Origin of the sequence: Bacillus safensis (genome assembly GCF_039619585.1) — a bacterium.
Lineage (GTDB): Bacteria > Bacillota > Bacilli > Bacillales > Bacillaceae > Bacillus > Bacillus safensis.
This window is the reverse complement of record NZ_CP154909.1, coordinates 400,751-418,220: the sequence shown is the minus strand read 5'-3', so window position 1 is coordinate 418,220 and position 17,470 is coordinate 400,751. Positions and strand designations below refer to the sequence as shown.

Below are 17,470 nucleotides of genomic sequence, written 5' to 3'. Positions count from 1 at the left end.
AGTTGGTGAGATTCGCTCAAGCTAGTTTCAAATGCTTTACTTTTAGGTTGCTTCTCTGTAAGATCATATGTTGTAAATACCAACAAGAAAAGTGGGGAATAAAATGAAAAAAATGTTCTTTGCCATTATGTTAGGCGCTTGTGTTGCATTGATCACGGCATGTGGATCTGGTGCAAGCGACAACGCGAATAAACAATCTGGGTCTAAGGAATCAGGAGACCTTTGGAAATCCATTCAGGATAAAGGTGTATTAACCATCGGAACAGAGGGTACTTATGCTCCTTTCACCTTCCATGACAAAAAGACAGATAAATTAACTGGCTATGATGTAGAAGTCATCACAGAAGTAGCAAAACGTCTTGACTTAAAACCTGAATTCAAAGAAACACAATGGGACAGTATGTTTGCTGGACTGAATGCAAAACGTTTTGACGTGGTAGCGAACCAAGTTGGGAAAACTGGACGTGAAAATCAATACGATTTCTCTGATAAATATACGACATCTCAAGCTATTGTTGTGACAAAATCAGATAACAACGACATCAAGAAACTATCTGATGTGAAAGGCAAAAAAGCAGCACAATCATTAACAAGTAACTACAATAAACTAGCAACAGATGCTGGCGCTAAGATTGAAGGCGTTGAAGGTCTTGCACAATCCATTCAATTGATTCAGCAAGGACGTGCTGATCTGACGTTCAATGACAAATTGGCTGTATTGAATTACTTGAAAACAAGCGGTAACAAAAACCTAAAAGTTGCATTTGAAACAGGAGATCCTCAAGAAACGTATTTCGCATTCAGAAAAGGCAGCGGCGAAGTCGTTGACAAAGTGAATGGCGCATTAAAAGAAATGAAAAAAGACGGTACACTCGCTAAGATTTCTAAGAAATGGTTTGGTGAAGATGTTACAAAATAACATCCTAGGAGTCGTCATTCCTTGGGATCTTCTTCAGCAATCTTTTTGGCCAATGGTGATGCAGGGGATTTATTATACAATTCCCCTCGCCATCATTGCCTTTATTATTGGTATTTTTATCGCGCTTGTGACAGCTCTTGCTAGAATGTCTAAAATGAAAGCCCTTAGATGGATTTTCTCCATCTATGTGTCGGCCGTTCGCGGAACGCCGCTTTTTGTGCAATTGTTTATTATTTTCTATTTCTTTCCGACATTTAATATCACACTGGATCCATATCCAAGTGCCATTATTGCTTTTTCATTAAACGTAGGTGCTTATGCGTCGGAAATTATCCGTGCATCCGTCCTGTCTGTTCCAAAAGGGCAATGGGAAGCAGGTTATTCCATTGGGATGACACATCGCAAAACGCTCGTCCGCGTGATTTTACCGCAGGCTGTGCGTGTATCGATTCCACCGCTCTCTAATTCATTTATTAGTTTGGTGAAGGATACATCCCTTGCCTCCCAAATTCTCGTGGCAGAGATGTTCCGTAAATCACAGGAGATTGCTGCGGCGAACTTGGATCAGATCTTGTTTATTTATATGGAAGCAGCCCTCATCTATTGGGTATTCTGCTTCATTCTATCGCTCGTTCAGCATCAAATTGAAAAACGACTTGATCGATATGTCGCAAGGTAAGGAGGGAACGACATGCTAACAGTCAAAGGCTTAAAGAAATCCTTTGGTGAAAATGAGATTTTAAAGTCGATTGATTTTTCGATCAACAAAGGGCAGGTTGTGGCCATCCTCGGTCCATCTGGTTCAGGAAAAACAACGATGCTTCGCTGTTTAAATGCACTTGAAATACCAAATGGCGGCTCCTTTACCTTCGATGATTTCTCGATTGATTTTTCGAAAAAAAATAAATCAGCTGATCTGCTGAAGCTACGCCGGAAATCAGGAATGGTGTTTCAGGATTATCACCTGTTTCCTCACCGTACAGTGCTTGAAAATGTGATGGAAGGCCCTGTCCAAGTGCAGCGCCGTCCAAAGGAAACGGTTCGAAAAGAAGCCATTCAGCTCTTGCAAAAGGTCGGTCTGGAAGATAAAAAGGATCTGTATCCATTCCAGCTCTCAGGCGGTCAAAAGCAGCGTGTCGGGATTGCCCGTGCACTTGCCATTCAGCCAGAGCTCATGCTTTTTGATGAACCTACCTCTGCGCTTGACCCTGAGCTTGTCGGAGAAGTCTTAAAGGTCATGAAGGATCTAGCGAAGGAAGGCTGGACCATGGCGGTTGTCACACATGAAATCAAGTTTGCCCAAGAAGTAGCAGACGAAGTGATTTTTATTGATGGCGGCGTCATCGTCGAACAAGGTCCTCCAGAGGAAATCTTCAAACGACCAAAGGAAGAACGAACAAAACAATTCTTAAACCGGATTTTGAATCCAGTATGATGAAAAAAGGCTGTTCTCACGTGGTGAGGACAGCCTTTTTTTATATCTCTTTTTGCAGGCGAAGCGCCAGTAAATCCTGCAGGAGCAGTCTCGCTCCCTCTGGACTGATGACCACCCCGCCGGATAGCACCTTATTGGAGTTTGTCACTTCCCCTGTGACGATACAAGGTTTGTCCTGCCAATATGGCTTCATCACAATTTGGTCTTCTTCTCGATAAATCTCCATAAAATCTTGCGGAAGAATTTTTAGCCGTTTTCTTATATCTGTCGGAAGGACAATTCTTCCAAAGTTATCTATATATCTTACATAGTCTTGATTTAACAAATTGACCCCCCTCCTGCATCTCTAGATATAGGCAATTCCCTCTCTATCAAGGAATGAAGCGCTTTAATCGGTTAGTGAAAGGATAAGTTGCAGGCTGATCCAGTGGTTAAACACGCTTTCCATATATGATATATCTGTTTGGTGCAGGACCAATGAAAGAAAAAGGATAGCATGTTGTCAGGACAAGTTCTTCCTTTTCCTGTTGTAGTGTAATAATACTTTGATCATCTTTCTTCACTATCTTTGTTTTCTCAATTACATAGACAAAACGTCCATATGAAAGTTCGATAATCAATTGATCTCCCTTCACAAGTTCTCCTGTTCGTCTAAACACCGTATCACGATGCCCTGATAGAACGATTTGTCCGTGCTCGTTTGGAAAATAACTTTCATGAAAGTGACCAACACCTTTTGCTAAATCATCTGCATCTGTTCCTTCTACAATCGGCAGCTCAGCTTTTAGTTTTGGGATGTGCAAGAACCCAATCGCTTCACCAGTCTGCGGCGCAAAAGGGGCATCTTTTTGCCCCTTTTGCTGAATGGCTGCTTGTGCAGACTGAAATGACTGATCTACTTCTTTTTGTCCATCAACGATATTCAAATACCCTACAATCGCAAGACAAAGACCTGTTGTGATCAATATCGCTGAGATGAATTTTTGAAACATGACTGTTTATCCGTTTCTTTTTCTTCTGTTCCAGATGATAAGAACTGCACCTATTAATACGAGTGCACCTCCTGCAAGTAACAGGTTGTACATCGCAGTTGCAGTATTCGGAAGATGATGACCAGGTTTATCCTGTTGTGGCTCAGAAGGTTGATCTGGATTTGCTGGGACTTCTGGCACATTTGGTGGTTCTACTGTCGTTGAGTTTTCAGGTTTGTCTGGCTCATCTACATTCTCACCCTTCACGACTCCGATATTTTGAATGGTTTTCCCTTCAGATCCTTTGGCAGCCTTCGCTTCAAAGGTCACTGTATGCCAGTCCGTATCTTTGATATCGCCAAATTGAGCGGTGACTGTGCCTTTTGTGTAATCTCCGTTATCGTCATCTTTTGCATCTGTGGCAGCTTGTCCATCTACTTTTAACGACCCTTCAACATATTCAAGACCTTCTGGCAGTTTATCTGTGATCACTAGATCTTTGATGATACTGTCTTCTACACTATTTTTTGTTTTGATGGTGTAAAGAAGGGTGTCGCCTACTTGTACTTCTTTTTCATCGGTATTGCCTTCTGCTTTTTGAGAGATTTCTGATGTTTTTTCTGATTCAAGCTTTGGATCTCTTGGATCAATGTTTGTTTCGGTTGTTGGTTCGTCTGGCGGTGTATTATCGCCTGTTACTTTTGCTGTGTTTTGAATGCTTTTACCTGATTGGCCTTTAGCAATCTTCGCTTCAAAGGTCACTGTATGCCAGTCCGTATCTTTGATATCGCCAAATTGACCGGTCACCGTACCTTTTGTGTAGTCTCCGTTGTCGTCATCTTTTGCATCTGTGACAGCTTGATCATCTACTTTTAGTGAACCTTCAACATATTGAAGACCTTCTGGCAGTTTATCTGCGATCACTAAGTCTTTGATGACACTGTCTTCTACACTATTTTTTGTTTTGATCGTGTAAAGCAGGATGTCGCCTACTTGTACTTCTTTTTCATCGGTATTGCCCTCTGCCTTTTGAGCAATCTCAGATGTTTTTTCTGATTCAAGTTTTGGATCTCTTGGATCAATGTTTGTTTCGGTTGTCGGTTCATCTGGCGGCGTGTTTTCACCTGTTACTTTCGCTGTGTTTTGAATGCTTTTACCTGATTGGCCTTTAGCGACCTTCGCTTCAAACGTCACTGTATGCCAGTCCGTATCTTTGATATCGCCAAATTGACCAGTTACCGTACCTTTTGTGTAGTCTCCGTTGTCATCATCTTTTGCATCTGTGACGGCTTGTCCATCTACTTTTAGTGAACCTTCGACATATTCAAGACCTTCTGGCAGTTTATCTGCGATCACTAAGTCTTTGATGACACTGTCTTCTACACTATTTTTTGTTTTGATCGTGTAAAGCAGGGTGTCGCCTACTTGTACTTCTTTTTCATCGGTATTGCCTTCTGCTTTTTGAGAGATTTCTGATGTTTTTTCTGATTCAAGCTTTGGATCTCTTGGATCAATGTTTGTTTCGGTTGTTGGTTCGTCTGGCGGCGTGTTTTCACCTGTTACTTTCGCTGTGTTTTGAATGCTTTTACCTGATTGGCCTTTAGCGACCTTCGCTTCAAAGGTCACTGTATGCCAGTCCGTATCTTTGATATCGCCAAATTGACCGGTCACCGTACCTTTTGTGTAGTCTCCGTTGTCATCATCTTTTGCATCTGTGACGGCTTGGTCATCTACTTTTAATGAGCCTTCGACATATTCAAGACCTTCTGGCAGTTGATCTGTGATGACTAAATTTTTGACGATGCTGTCTTCTTCAAGATTCTTTGTTTTAATCGTGTAGAGAAGGGTATCGCCTACCTGTGGTGTCTTTTCATCTGTGTTACCATCTGCTTTTTTCTGAATGCTCGCTGCCTTTTCTGATGTTAGTTTTGGCTCACGAGGGTAAATTTCTGTTTTTGTTGTTGGATCATCTGGCGGCGTGTTTTCACCTGTTACTTCAGCTGTGTTTTGAATGTCTTGACCAGCCTGTCCCTTTTCAACTGTCACTTTAAACGTCACAGTATGCCAGTCCGTGTCCTTCACATCACCAAAATAACCTGTGACCTTTCCATCTGTGTAGTCACCGCTATCGTCGTCTTTCACATCTGTGACAGAATCTCCATCAATTTCAAGGGACCCAGTGACATACTTCAGCCCTTTTGGCAATTGATCTGAGATGACTAGATTTTCAATTAGGCTGTCTTCTATCGTGTTTTTTGTTTTAATCGTATAAAGGAGGGTGTCACCTACTTCTGGATGCTTCTCATCTGTATTGCCTTCTGCTTTTTTCTGTAAGACCGCTGATTTTTCTGATTCAAGTTTCGGATCACGAGGATAAATTTCTACGTTTGTTGTCGGTTCGTCTGGTGGTGTGTTTTCACCTGTGACACTCGCTGTATTTTGAATGTCTTTACCAGACTGTCCTTTTTGAATCGTGACCTCAAACGTCACGGTATGCCAATCGGTATCTTTAATGTCACCGAATTGTCCTGAGACGGTTCTGTTTGTGACATCGCCATTGTCTTGATCTTGCTCATCTGTCACCGCTTGTCCGTCTACCTCAAGTGAATTGGACACATATGCTAATCCTTCTGGCAGTTCATCTGAGATCACTAAGTTTTCAACGAGACTGTCTTCTATCGTATTCTTGGTTTTTATCGTATAAAGAAGTGTGTCACCGACCTCTGGATGCTTCTCATCTGTATTACCATCTGCTTTTTTCTGCAAGACGGCAGATTTTTCAGAAGTCAATTTCGGGTCACGAGGATAGATTTCTACATTCGTTGTCGGCTCGTCTGGTGGTGTGTTACCGGTTGTGACACTCGCTGTATTTTGAATGTCTTTGCCTGCCTGACCTTTTTCAACTGTGACTTCAAACGTCACGGTATGCCATTTCGCATCTTTCACTTCACCGAACGTTCCAGTGACAGTTCCGTCTGTCATATCACCTTTATCATCATCTTTTACATCTGTGACTGGATTTCCATCTACCTGAAGTGAATTTGGTACATATGATAACCCTTGAGGTAACTTGTCAGAAATCACAAGATCTTCAATCACACTATCTTCAACAGCGTTACGGGCTTGAATGGTATACAGTAATGTGTCGCCTACTTCTGGATGCTTCTCATCTGTATTACCATCTGCTTTTTTTTGTAAGACCGCTGATTTTTCTGATTCAAGCTTCGGATCACGAGGATAAATCTCTATGTTTGTTGTTGGATTGTCTGGCGGTGTGTTTTCCCCTTTGACATTCGCTGTATTTTGAATATCTTTACCCGCTTGCCCTTTTGCTACTTTCGCTTCAAATGTCACCGTGTGCCAATCGGTATCTTTCACATCCCCGATTTGACCTGTCACAGTACCGTTTGTATAATCACCTTTATCTTGATCCTTTGCATCTGTTACGCTTGTGCCATCTACCTTAAGAGACCCAGAAACATAGGTTAAACTGCTCGGAAGGTTATCTGATATCGTCAGATTCTTAAGAATGCCATATTGCACCGTATTTTTTGCTCTAATTGTATAAAGCAATGTGTCGCCTACTTCTGGATGCTTCTCATCTGTGTTGCCCTCTGCTTTTTTCTGTAAGGCAACAGTTTTTTCTGATTCAAGCTCTGGAGGGAATGGATCAAATTCAGGCTTCACACGTGAAGCTAAGTCGTAAGTTAATGAATCACCTGCAGTGCCTATATACGTTGTACTTAATGTTTTCGCATCAAGTGTAAAAAAAGTAGAATGACCGATAGATTCATCTTTTCCTGATTGTAATAGCATTTGTCCATTTGGCAAGAAGCTAATCCCCCGAACGCCTCCGTCAATCATTTTACCATCCGCATTTGTAATCGGAATGACACGAATCACTTCGGCTGTTTCAGGATTCATTTGCGCAATGGCCCCACTGCTATTAGATGCGAACCAAAGATAGCCATCCTTATCGACTACAAGGTCTCCGCCAATGTCTCCACCAATTCCAGAACCAACGTCATAACCGACAATTTTTTTGGACGTTTTTTGACCCGTAATTAAATCGTACGTTCCAAGGAAAGAATCACCATTAGAAGGATAAGAATATATATATTTATCTTGATACACAACGGCATTAGTAGCGCCTTCAGGTAGTTTAGTTACGATTTCTGCTTGTCCTGATGTCGCATTTATTTTATATAGAGTACGGCTAGTGCCATTTGCAGTTGCATACACTACATTTTCTCGATCGCTTACAGCAACACCATTCACTGCGGCTACATCTATTCCTTTCACTTCTACACTAGCTTTTACATTTGTTGGATTGTTTCCATCGAGTTGATGAAGAACTAGTGGTCTACTCCCAATCATGTAGGAATCCGTATTGTTCACAACCACTGTTCCAGCGGCTTTTGTAACAGGTGGTGAAACTGTTAATAAATTTCCAGCAATCAGCACCAATATAAGAAATAATTGACTCGTTCTTTTTAATATATTCATTTTTTGACATCCCCTTTTCCATGCTCTAAATCATATGGTATGTACCAGTTCACCCCCCACACTTTGGTAAAGAATATCAGTAAGATTTCAAAAGCCTCAACAGGACTAAATGACTATTTTCGACAAAAATAGACATTTTGAACTATATACCTATCAATGATTGACTTGCTTATATTTTTTCCAATAAAACAGCCTTTTTCCATCCCGAATTTCATCATCTATCTATCTTTATAAACAGGTCTTATGTTGTGAATTACATACAATCCTTTCTATTTAATGATAAATATTCTTTAATTGGGTGATGATTATTTTTTGTCAGTATATATTGAAATTTTTTCATTTTATCTTAAAAAAAGGGAATGATTGGTGCGCTTTGTTAAAAAAAACAAACCAAAAGTCTTACTGCTTGTTTTGATGTTTTACGATGTGAAAAAATTATTTTGAGGAGTAAGCGATTACAATTGAGCAAAGCCATTTAAAGGGGCGTGGGAGTATGTTACGATTGAATTCGAGTGTTTAAGAAAGAAGGGAAAGCTTTTGAAGCGGGAACATCTTTTACGTTGGTTTTTTTATTTTGTTGGATTGATCGTACTAGCTTTTGGACTATCGCTGACAGTGAAAGGGAAGATCCTTGGGATTGGTCCTTGGGACGCTTTCCACTACGGACTGTTTCAGCATTTTGGACTCACGATTGGACAGTGGTCCATCATTATTGGTGCACTCATTGTGACACTGACTTCTGTTTTTACGAAATCATTTCCAAAGGTCGGCGCATTACTGAACATGGTGCTGATTGGCGTGTTTATTGATTTCTTTAATGCGATATTACCTGCGCCACACGGTTATTTTCCGGCCTTATATATATTTATTACAGGTGTTGTTGTTTCTGGATATGGCGTTGGCATTTATGTTTCAGCCAATCTTGGCGCTGGGCCACGGGACTCATTAATGCTGCTCATCTCAGCGAAAACGGGGCTGAACGTACAGTGGGTTCGAAATGGCATTGAGTTAACAGTGCTTTTGTTTGCATGGATGCTCGGTGGACCGATTGGCATTGGAACGATTTTGACTGCGATCTTCACAGGTCTTGTCCTTCGTTTCTCCTTGCCGCAATCAACACGGCTCCTGCAGCTGCTCATTACAAAAACAGCAGAAAAACCTGTTCAAACCCTTACAAGATGAAAGCAAGCCATTCTATAATTAGAATGGCTTTTCTTGTGCTAAAATAAATAAACAGAATATTCACATACTGGAGATGAGACCTATGCAGCTTTTCCACTATCATTACTGGACACCATTTGTTGAAGAGGCAGAACAAACATATCGTTCGCTAGGCTTTGAGGTTAAAGGCCGTTTCACAAAGGATGGCTCCTATCATCCCCCGCTGACATGGGATGATTTTAGAGAAGAGCAGCCGACTTTTCGAATCATCGAAATGAGAAAAGGACAGATCAATATCACATTTGGCTATAGCAAAAAAGTCCTTTTTGATCACATCGGCTTTCTTGTCTCAGACGAAAAATATGATCAACTGCTTGCACAAGCTAAAGAACTAAACTGGCCAATCCAAGCTGGGGAACGGAGAACGTTTCTTTCGACACCTCTTCGTTTAAGGCTTGAATTACAGCGCCGTACAGATGTCATTGAAACTGGAACCGATGCGCTGCATGCTATGACAATTGCTGTTCCTGATTTGTCACAGACACCTAAAGTCGATCAGCTGCTATCACCTTTGCATCAGCCCATTCACTGGCAAAAAGGAGAACGGCTTTCCCTGCTTGACGTGATCATGACGGATGTTGATGGAGTTGATACAACTGATCCGAATGGTGTTCACATCGTAAATCGTTAATGGACCCTTTTGCACGCCGCTCTCCAATGGTACAATCAATGTAAAAAATTAGAGGTTTGTTATGAAGATATTTGCTATCCAATTACAACACTTAGATGAAATCAATGAACGACAACAAATAGATCGTCTGAAACCCTTTGTTTCAGCTGAAAAGCGTGCTGCCGCTGAACGCTTTCGTTTTTTGATCGACGCAAGAAGGACCTTGTTAGGTGAAGTGCTGGTTCGTCAAACGATCCATGATATGTACGAGCTGCCTATGGACGAGATCGTTTTTGAAACAGAGGGCAATGGCAAACCTGTCGTCCGGCAACTTCCTTCTTTTCATTTTAATCTTTCTCACTCTGGCGATTGGGTCGTTTGCGCAGTAGATGATGCACCTGTGGGCATTGATATTGAGGAAATCAAGCCTATTGATCTGGCGATTGCCAAACGATTTTTTTCAGCGGATGAGTATCAGGATTTACTCTCACAGCCGGCAGAACGGCAGGAAGCCTATTTCTTTCATCTTTGGTCAATGAAGGAGGCCTTTATCAAGCTGACTGGAAAAGGATTATCCTATGGGCTTTCGTCCTTTACAGCCCGTCTGTCAGAGGATGGACAGGCTGCGTTAACATTACCTGATCATGAAGCGCCTTGCTTTGTTCAAACATACTCACTTGACCCTGCCTACCAAATGGCGGTATGCACACGAAAACCTGCTGCGGCTGAAAGCGTTGAGAGACTCACTTGCAGCGATGTACTGTCCCGCCTTTAATAACGCGTGCTTTGCTGAAATACCGTCTTTAATAGATCGACTCCGCGTGTGATCTGCTCTTCTTTCACCTGCCAAATGTTCAGCTGAAGAATGGGGTCCTTTTGATAGGCCGACAGGTAATAACGGTCAATTGGCTGAATGGAAACAGATGCCTTTTTCAGCTGCTGAATAACCTGGTTCATGGGAATCGACCGGTCGACACGTAAATGTGTATGGGTAGCCGGCTCCTGTTCTCCCAGCTGATAAGCGCTCTGATCATTTTTTAAACTTGCCACGAGCTGCTTGGAGCGGTTTCGATAGGTCGCCCGCATCCTGTCTCTATGCCGCTCAAACATCCCGCTTTTTAAATATATTTCTAAGGCTGCCTGGGACAGCATGGAGCTGTCGATATCAATCAGCCGTTTGTGTTCGCTAAAAGGCCGAATCAGTTCTTCAGGTAAGACGACCGCTCCTGTTCGCAGCCCCGGAAAAATGATTTTAGAAAAGCTTTTCAAATAAATGACCTTTCCAGCCTGATCGTACGAGTAGATCGGGTCTCTTTTTGTGTCGAATTCTAAATCTGCTATATAATCATCCTCAACAATGTAGACATCATATTTCTCAGCAAGGGCTGCAATCGCTCTTTTTTCTCGTTTTGATAAACTCGTTCCAAGCGGGTTTTGAAATCTTGGCATCGTATAGAAAAAACGAATCTCCTCTTCTCGAAAGATATGCTCTAATTCGATAAGATCGATCCCTTTTTCCGTCCGCTGAATTCCGCGCACAGGCAATTGATTTTTCTCTAAATATTGGAGATATAAGTGATAACCCGGCTGTTCGACTAGTATGGTTTGTTTTCCATTCGGAAAAGGAATGGTGCTTAAAATGGATAAAGCGAGCTGAATACCAGAGGTCATGACGATCTGTTCTGGATGAGCAAACACTTGATAATCCATTAATCGCTTTGAAATGACTGGCAGCAGCGATGGTAAGCCGTTGGCTGTGCCGTAAATAAATAAGTCATTTTGATATAAATCGATCGCTTGGTTGATGCAGTGCTGGAAATCGACATATGGAAACACAACGGGATCAGGTGCAGATGAAGCAAAATCAATCCATGTGCCGTCCTGCTTGTCTGCTCGCTGCTTCGTTTTCACGACATAATAACCGCTTCTTTCTACAGAATACAGCAGATGTTCACGCTCCAATGTATCCAGCGCCTTGATGACAGTGCTTTTACTCACTGCATATTGAGCCGCTAAGTGGCGAATGGATGGAATTTTCATCCCAGCACTGTACTCACCAGAATCCATTTTTTCTTTTAAGCTCAAGACAAGCTGATCATATTTCCTCACACCTTTTCCTCCTTGTACCGGTACAGATATCACGTTCTCTTATTGTACACGTTAGATGATCCGATTACGATAGAAGAACAGAACCGGTCAATTCATTTGAAGCATGCATGCTCATGTAAGGAGTCACGTTATGAATATGTCAAAACAAAAAGCGTATGCTGCCGCGATCGCATACGCCTCTATCATTGGCTTTTCCTTTTTGTTTGTCAAAATAGCATTAGAATCAGCAAACCCAATCGATTTATTGGCACACCGCTTTACCGTTTCTTTTGCTGCCGCTCTATTGCTGTATCCGTTTCTACTAAAAAAGTATCGCATATCCATTCAATGGCGTGATCTCATTTATATCGTACCGTTTTCCTTGCTTTATCCTGTTTTGTTCTTTGCTTTTCAAGTGTGGGGATTGATGTATACATCTTCTTCAGAGGCTGGCATCATTCAAGCGACGATTCCCATTCTGACAATGCTGCTGGCAGCCTGGTTTTTAAAGGAACGTGCGACATGGATACAAGTGCTGTTTACCTTTCTTTCTGTGTGCGGGGTGATGCTTCTCTTTGTCATGAAGGGAATTGATGTCAAGCATTCTCACTTCATCGGCTATGTGCTGATTTTACTTTCAGCCCTGTCATCCAGTGCATATAGTGTGTTTGCCAGAGTGATTACAAAACGATTCCATGTGATCGAACTCACCTTTGTGATGACCTTCTTTGGCTTTGTCTTTTTCAATGCCGCCGCGCTTACCCGGCATTCGATCAATGGGTCATTGCCGGAGTTTTTCAGTCCATTTACAGAAGCATCCTTTGTATGGTCGATGCTCTTTTTAGGTATTCTTTCATCTCTTCTTACCGCATATTTATCAAACTATGCACTCTCACAGCTAGAAGCGGCAAAGGTCAGCATCTTTAACAATTTATCCGCGTTTATCACGGTCGCCGCCGGGGTTCTCATTTTACACGAAACGATTGATTGGTATCATCTCATCGGAGGGGTGCTGGTCATTGGCGGGGTGATTGGCGGGAATGTGGTGAAGAAACAGCATTCATAAGTAAAAGCGGCCTCATTAAAGAGGGCCGCTTTTCTTATGTCTTATTAATTGTTGATTGTCTTGTATAAGCATCTTTTTTCGTCCAAATTAAATATCATATTTAATATAATAAGTGATTTCACCTTGTATTTCATAGCTAGTTACTCAAGTAATGTCATTATCAATATAAAAAATACGATTTAGGAGCTATTAATTCTCGAGTAATTTTACTACCCTTTCTCATCCCATCAAAATACTACTAAACCTTTCGTTACAGAGAAATAAAATACAGTATAAAAAACCCATTTATTAAATATCCTTTTTTTGTATAATATGGGCATATAAGCAAGGGAGGGGGTGTTCATTATGGAATTGAGTTTAAAAAATAGATTTTTTGCAATTGTAGGCTTGAGTCTTATTTTCACTCTAACTCTAACAACTATGATTTTATTGACTCTTGAACCAGTTACACCTTTTGCAAATCTAGTAGCAAACTATCCTCAAATACCTGGCTGGGCTATAACTTCTGTTAGTGCAATTCTAAATGCTGCAGGTACAGTGGGTGCTGTTGCTGCTGTCTTAGGTACTTTTGGACTTGGTGCTATTGCTTCATTGGTCATTAGTTATGCTAGAAAATACGGAGTGAAATACGCTATTTCTTTCTAAAAAAGATTTAATAGAGAAGGTGTAACAGCCTTCTCTATACACCTTTAAAATGGAAGTGTTGTAAATGCATAAATATTTAACATATACAAAAATCTTGTTAATCAATGATTTAAGAAGACATCATCGGAAAGATGCTCTCATTTTTGTATTTTTTGCTTTTTTATACATAATAACACCACTATTACTAGGTATATTAACTCCTTTTTTCTTTAAGGATTTATCAATAATTTATTTATCGCTGTTTATATTTATGTTTACAGTTAATATTGATAAGAGTTTGATGAGAATACTTTTCTCCTCTGATAAAAAACAGATGGCTATTTTAAAAGTTCATCTAGATCAATATATTTTCGGCAAAGATATGAGTAAGTTTTTCAGCACTATTGTGGGTGTATTATTCTTCATTTTAGGGTCTTACTTAGCAAATTTAATTATAAATGGGTACGAGGGATCTTTTACAATAGCAGCTTTGGCCGCCACTTCTTTTATTTTTGGTTACTTACTTAGATTACACGTCTTGTTGCTACTTTCTAATCCAAAGTTTTTCTCAATTTCATCGAGCATTGGTTATATAACTACAGGCCTCATTGCTCTATGGGTATTCACTGTATTTAGATTCAATTTATTAACAAATTCTTTATCTAGTTATTCAATATATTTTATTTTAATCTTCACATTCATTAGTTTATTGTTATTGATGAATTGGAAGAAAAATGTTCGTAATGTACCAATTTTTAATTCCCAAAAAGAATTACAAGAAAAACGAAAAAGAACATCTAGAGAGTTTAATCATATCTTGTTTTATGAAATTACACTTCTCTTGAGAAATCCTCCTATTCAATGGTCAGTATTATTATTTATATTAACATTATCTGGGGGGTTATTTGGTCTCATTCTTTATGGTGTTAATACAAATCAACTTGAAACATTGAATATAGAAAATGATTTTTTATTTATTTTTAGTGTAATTTTTCCAATGATTATTATATCGAATGCCATACAACCATATGTCTCTTTTGATATTGATGGCCCCATTCTTCCTTTGAAACAGAATCTACCTAACTTAGTGAAAAATAAAATTACAAATAAGATTATTTTATCTATTATATTACACTTGTTTTTTTGTATTTTATATATCATTTTTTCAAGTTTTGTATTAAAACTAGATCAGCCTTTTTACGTGATGATTACTTTAATAAACACTTGCATTCTCGTCAGTATTTGTACTGTCGGTTCTACTGTTGTATTTCCTTATTTTAATTGGGAATTTGTTTATCAAGTTCCAAGTTCTCTTAGTAAATTGACTTTAAATATTTGTTATGGTTTCATTCTAGCTTTATCAGTGATTTCCTCATACAGCACAGTATATCTCATTTTAACAAATTCTGTTATGGCTGCTTGTTCATTCATCATTTTATTTTTAATGATTAAATTTTGGGATAGAACAATCAATAAAAACTACAAATCATTTAAAACATTATTTGAGTGAGGGATTGTATGTTATCAATTCATGGTCTAATTAAAGAATACAAAGAGTCTAACTTTAAAGTTATGATCCCTGAGATGCATTTCCAAGAGGGTAGAATAATCGGACTATTAGGTAAAAATGGTGCTGGAAAAACGACTATTTTAGAAATGGTAGCTGGATTAATAAATCCTGATGAAGGTCAAATATTAATAAATCATAAAAAGCAAAATTTTTCTTCTGTCGGATATATGGAAGACGATCCAACTCTATTTGAAAACTTAACCTGTTTTGAACTTGTAAAATATCAATCTATGCTTGTAGAAGAACCTTTAGAAAATGGACAAATCAAGGATTTATTGAGCAAATATGGATTAGAAGAGCAAATTCACCGCCGTTCCTCTGCTCTTTCAAGAGGCATGAGACAAAGAATGTCTTTTATTTTAACAATATTACATCATCCAAACATTATTTTATTAGATGAGCCATTTACAGGTCTTGATCCTACAAACATGGCTGACATGAAAAAACATTTAAGAAATTTCAGAGATGCCAACAAAATCATTTTGCTCTCCACACATATCATTCAATTTGCTGCAGACTTATGTGATGAAATCCTTTTTATTGATAATGGTAGTATTATTCACTCAGAAAAAAAATCTTCAGGAGTGACTTTTCATGAAGATCAACTCGAAAAGAAATTTTTTGAAAAATTATCTTAAAAATTTTTCAGTTTTTATCATACTATTTTTAGGAGGTTTTAGTTTAAGTATTTTTGCTTCAACATTTATAGATAGTATAGATTTTAAAAACAACATTGAGATTCATAGCTATCTAGAAATTTTTTTAAATAACCTTTTTGTGTCACTCCTAATATTAATATCTGGAATAGTTAGTTTAGGTTTGTTATCTAGCATGATTATTTTTCTAAATGGTTTTTTCCTAGGTGCATTTTTTATATCGTATACCTATATATATGGAATTGATATAGCATTATACTATATTATTTTCCACGCTCCGATGGAGATTGTCGGTTTGTTCCTTTTTTATTTTGTCTCTTTTGATATATCAAGACAGATTATAGGATATATCATATCTAAAAACAAAATTTCATTTAAAACAAAAGGGAAAATCTATGCTAGTCAGCTTATAACCGGCGTTTTCTTATTATTTATTGCTTCGATGATTGAATTTTATTTTATAAAAATTTGATATTGTTAAAGGGTGCTATTATGAAAAAACACATTTTATTAGTATGTATGCTTTCTGGTATAATAGCTTTCATCCTTTCTATAATAAAAATGGATGAAATAAACAAAAACCTACTGGAACTACAACTTGATGGGAATCAAGATGTAATTGAAGTTAGTAAGTGGATAGGTATTTCACTTGCTGTGATTGGAGAAATATTCAAGCCAATGGTTGAGGTTTTATTTTTTTCATTAGTCATTTTTTTAAGTTTTATCATTTTCGGAATAAAAGATTCCTATAAAAATATTTTTAAAAAAGGGATATTAGCTTACTATTACATTTTGCTAGGCAACTTGATTGTTATTATTTTATACCTACTAAAAGTATCTAATGCTGAACGAACGATTACACTTCCATTTTTATGGAACATCAATATTTTCGTCATAGTATCATTTAGTGTGTGGTGCTATTCTTACGTAAAAAATCAAGAAAATAGAAGCTATAAATTTTTCATTCCTTTCGTTTTATTATTCTTATTTTCATTAGCCATATCAGCGTTTTCAAGTATGATTCCTCAGTAAAAAACGACCCTATTGATGGGTCGTTTTTTCTTAATTGTTGATCAATTGCTGCTTGGCTGTAAGCTCAATGACATGTCTCATCTCTTCTGCAAATTGCTCAAGGTGTGTGTTGATATACATGTGGCCTCCATCGAAATTAGTGCGCTCGATGGTTTTTGCCCATTTTAGCCAGCCGCTTGCATCCTGCATGCATTTCTCATCTTGCTTCCCATTGAATAAATAAACAGGTGTGTCGATGATCGATTGATCTGTGTGCTGGAAGGTTTCCAGTGCCCGGTAGTCTGCACGTAAGGACGGTGTAAAGTAATCCATCATTGGTTTGTTCTCTAGTAATTCCTTTGGAATCCCGCCCATTTCGGCAATATGCTGTACAAATGCTTCGTTGGATAAATGCGTCAGCATCTGCCGTTTTGTTTGCGGAGGCTGAATGGCTGAGATCACCACTGCTGCAGGATAAATTCCTTCCTTTTCTAGCAGCTGGGTTAGTCTGTATACCACAAGCCCACCCATTGAATGTCCGAACAGAATAAATGGGCGGTTCAATTTGTTCGTGAGTCCTTCTTTGTACAGCTCTGCCAGCCGGTCAATGCTTGATTCAAGCGGCATGAGATTGGTGCCGTGCCCTGGGGGCTCTGCTGCTGTGATTTCGGCCACGTCTTTTAGCTGTTCAAAAAGCGGACGGTATGAGGCGGAATATCCGCCGGCAAAAGGAAAACAAATAAGCTGAATGAGATCTGATTTTTTTTCAAAGGTTTTCAATAACTGATTCATA

Annotated in this window: 17 protein-coding genes; 12 read left to right on the top strand and 5 right to left on the bottom strand. The window is 39.1% G+C overall.

Translation table 11 applies throughout. The features are described from left to right. Window positions 1–103 precede the first annotated feature (103 nt). The 3 genes from tcyA to AAYR28_RS01995 are packed head-to-tail and all read left to right on the top strand — an operon-like array spanning window position 104 to window position 2,354. Window positions 104–919 (top strand): cystine ABC transporter substrate-binding lipoprotein TcyA, encoded by an 816-nt coding sequence (gene tcyA, locus AAYR28_RS02005; protein ID WP_046313883.1) that lies wholly within the window; start codon window positions 104–106, stop codon window positions 917–919. Further along, on the top strand, window positions 906–1,598 hold the full coding sequence (locus AAYR28_RS02000; RefSeq protein ID WP_024427294.1) for an amino acid ABC transporter permease: 693 nt from the start codon (window positions 906–908) through the stop codon (window positions 1,596–1,598). The genes tcyA and AAYR28_RS02000 overlap by 14 nt, the downstream gene beginning before the upstream one ends. Before the next feature lie 12 nt (window positions 1,599–1,610). After that, window positions 1,611–2,354, top strand: coding sequence for an amino acid ABC transporter ATP-binding protein (locus tag AAYR28_RS01995; protein ID WP_024424287.1), 744 nt, complete (start codon window positions 1,611–1,613; stop codon window positions 2,352–2,354). A gap of 40 nt (window positions 2,355–2,394) precedes the next feature. Here the strand turns inward: AAYR28_RS01995 and AAYR28_RS01990 are convergent, their stop codons facing one another. The 3 genes from AAYR28_RS01990 to AAYR28_RS01980 form a co-directional block, all read right to left on the bottom strand. Next, entirely contained in the window at window positions 2,395–2,679 is a 285-nt protein-coding gene (locus AAYR28_RS01990) for an AbrB/MazE/SpoVT family DNA-binding domain-containing protein (protein WP_034283768.1), read from the bottom strand. A 106-nt stretch (window positions 2,680–2,785) separates the two neighbouring features. Continuing rightward, window positions 2,786–3,346, bottom strand: a complete 561-nt coding sequence (locus AAYR28_RS01985; RefSeq protein WP_120208397.1) for a class D sortase — start codon at window positions 3,344–3,346, stop codon at window positions 2,786–2,788. 6 nt (window positions 3,347–3,352) lie between these two features. Next, on the bottom strand, window positions 3,353–7,831 hold the full coding sequence (locus tag AAYR28_RS01980) for an isopeptide-forming domain-containing fimbrial protein (protein WP_326134950.1): 4,479 nt from the start codon (window positions 7,829–7,831) through the stop codon (window positions 3,353–3,355). A gap of 537 nt (window positions 7,832–8,368) precedes the next feature. On the opposite strand from AAYR28_RS01980, the gene AAYR28_RS01975 reads away from it, so the two are divergent. From AAYR28_RS01975 to AAYR28_RS01965, 3 genes are all read left to right on the top strand, one after another. Continuing rightward, window positions 8,369–9,013: a YczE/YyaS/YitT family protein gene (locus AAYR28_RS01975; protein ID WP_046314013.1), complete on the top strand. Its 645-nt coding sequence runs from the start codon at window positions 8,369–8,371 to the stop codon at window positions 9,011–9,013. Window positions 9,014–9,095: 82 nt separating this feature from the next. Then, window positions 9,096–9,683 carry a hypothetical protein gene (locus AAYR28_RS01970; protein WP_326134949.1) on the top strand — a complete coding sequence of 196 codons (588 nt, stop codon included), beginning with the start codon at window positions 9,096–9,098 and terminating at the stop codon, window positions 9,681–9,683. A 61-nt stretch (window positions 9,684–9,744) separates the two neighbouring features. Further along, entirely contained in the window at window positions 9,745–10,437 is a 693-nt protein-coding gene (locus tag AAYR28_RS01965; RefSeq protein WP_061110378.1) for a 4'-phosphopantetheinyl transferase family protein, read from the top strand. Here AAYR28_RS01965 and AAYR28_RS01960 read toward each other — a convergent pair. Beyond that, a complete protein-coding gene (locus tag AAYR28_RS01960; RefSeq protein WP_326134948.1) occupies window positions 10,434–11,771 on the bottom strand; it encodes a PLP-dependent aminotransferase family protein in 1,338 nt (445 codons plus the stop codon). The two genes, AAYR28_RS01965 and AAYR28_RS01960, sit on opposite strands and share 4 nt — an antisense overlap. 130 nt (window positions 11,772–11,901) lie before the next feature. Between AAYR28_RS01960 and AAYR28_RS01955 the strand changes: the two genes are divergently transcribed. From AAYR28_RS01955 to AAYR28_RS01930, 6 genes are all read left to right on the top strand, one after another. Next, window positions 11,902–12,816, top strand: a complete 915-nt coding sequence (locus AAYR28_RS01955) for a DMT family transporter (protein WP_326134947.1) — start codon at window positions 11,902–11,904, stop codon at window positions 12,814–12,816. Between the two features lie 345 nt (window positions 12,817–13,161). Further along, entirely contained in the window at window positions 13,162–13,461 is a 300-nt protein-coding gene (locus AAYR28_RS01950) for a hypothetical protein (RefSeq protein WP_024427284.1), read from the top strand. A gap of 64 nt (window positions 13,462–13,525) precedes the next feature. Further along, window positions 13,526–14,950 (top strand): hypothetical protein, encoded by a 1,425-nt coding sequence (locus AAYR28_RS01945; protein WP_254001565.1) that lies wholly within the window; start codon window positions 13,526–13,528, stop codon window positions 14,948–14,950. Window positions 14,951–14,958: 8 nt separating this feature from the next. Continuing rightward, window positions 14,959–15,648 (top strand): ABC transporter ATP-binding protein, encoded by a 690-nt coding sequence (locus tag AAYR28_RS01940; protein WP_065215327.1) that lies wholly within the window; start codon window positions 14,959–14,961, stop codon window positions 15,646–15,648. Then, window positions 15,605–16,138, top strand: coding sequence for a stage II sporulation protein M (locus AAYR28_RS01935; protein ID WP_061110382.1), 534 nt, complete (start codon window positions 15,605–15,607; stop codon window positions 16,136–16,138). Before AAYR28_RS01940 ends, AAYR28_RS01935 begins: the two co-directional genes overlap by 44 nt. 20 nt (window positions 16,139–16,158) lie before the next feature. Further along, window positions 16,159–16,698, top strand: a complete 540-nt coding sequence (locus AAYR28_RS01930) for a hypothetical protein (protein WP_041116633.1) — start codon at window positions 16,159–16,161, stop codon at window positions 16,696–16,698. Between the two features lie 30 nt (window positions 16,699–16,728). On the opposite strand, the gene AAYR28_RS01925 is transcribed toward AAYR28_RS01930, so the two are convergent. After that, window positions 16,729–17,469: a thioesterase II family protein gene (locus AAYR28_RS01925; RefSeq protein ID WP_065215329.1), complete on the bottom strand. Its 741-nt coding sequence runs from the start codon at window positions 17,467–17,469 to the stop codon at window positions 16,729–16,731. Window position 17,470: the final 1 nt, after the last annotated feature.

Coding starts and splice junctions, on each gene's coding strand:
- AAYR28_RS01935 (WP_061110382.1), top strand. CDS start 15,605: ATGAAGATCAACTCGAAAAGAAATTTTTTGAAAAATTATCTTAAAAAT.
- AAYR28_RS01945 (WP_254001565.1), top strand. CDS start 13,526: ATGCATAAATATTTAACATATACAAAAATCTTGTTAATCAATGATTTA.
- AAYR28_RS01970 (WP_326134949.1), top strand. CDS start 9,096: ATGCAGCTTTTCCACTATCATTACTGGACACCATTTGTTGAAGAGGCA.
- AAYR28_RS02000 (WP_024427294.1), top strand. CDS start 906: ATGTTACAAAATAACATCCTAGGAGTCGTCATTCCTTGGGATCTTCTT.
- AAYR28_RS01965 (WP_061110378.1), top strand. CDS start 9,745: ATGAAGATATTTGCTATCCAATTACAACACTTAGATGAAATCAATGAA.
- tcyA (WP_046313883.1), top strand. CDS start 104: ATGAAAAAAATGTTCTTTGCCATTATGTTAGGCGCTTGTGTTGCATTG.
- AAYR28_RS01950 (WP_024427284.1), top strand. CDS start 13,162: ATGGAATTGAGTTTAAAAAATAGATTTTTTGCAATTGTAGGCTTGAGT.
- AAYR28_RS01930 (WP_041116633.1), top strand. CDS start 16,159: ATGAAAAAACACATTTTATTAGTATGTATGCTTTCTGGTATAATAGCT.
- AAYR28_RS01955 (WP_326134947.1), top strand. CDS start 11,902: ATGAATATGTCAAAACAAAAAGCGTATGCTGCCGCGATCGCATACGCC.
- AAYR28_RS01925 (WP_065215329.1), bottom strand. CDS start 17,469: ATGAATCAGTTATTGAAAACCTTTGAAAAAAAATCAGATCTCATTCAG.
- AAYR28_RS01985 (WP_120208397.1), bottom strand. CDS start 3,346: ATGTTTCAAAAATTCATCTCAGCGATATTGATCACAACAGGTCTTTGT.
- AAYR28_RS01995 (WP_024424287.1), top strand. CDS start 1,611: ATGCTAACAGTCAAAGGCTTAAAGAAATCCTTTGGTGAAAATGAGATT.
- AAYR28_RS01940 (WP_065215327.1), top strand. CDS start 14,959: ATGTTATCAATTCATGGTCTAATTAAAGAATACAAAGAGTCTAACTTT.
- AAYR28_RS01980 (WP_326134950.1), bottom strand. CDS start 7,831: ATGAATATATTAAAAAGAACGAGTCAATTATTTCTTATATTGGTGCTG.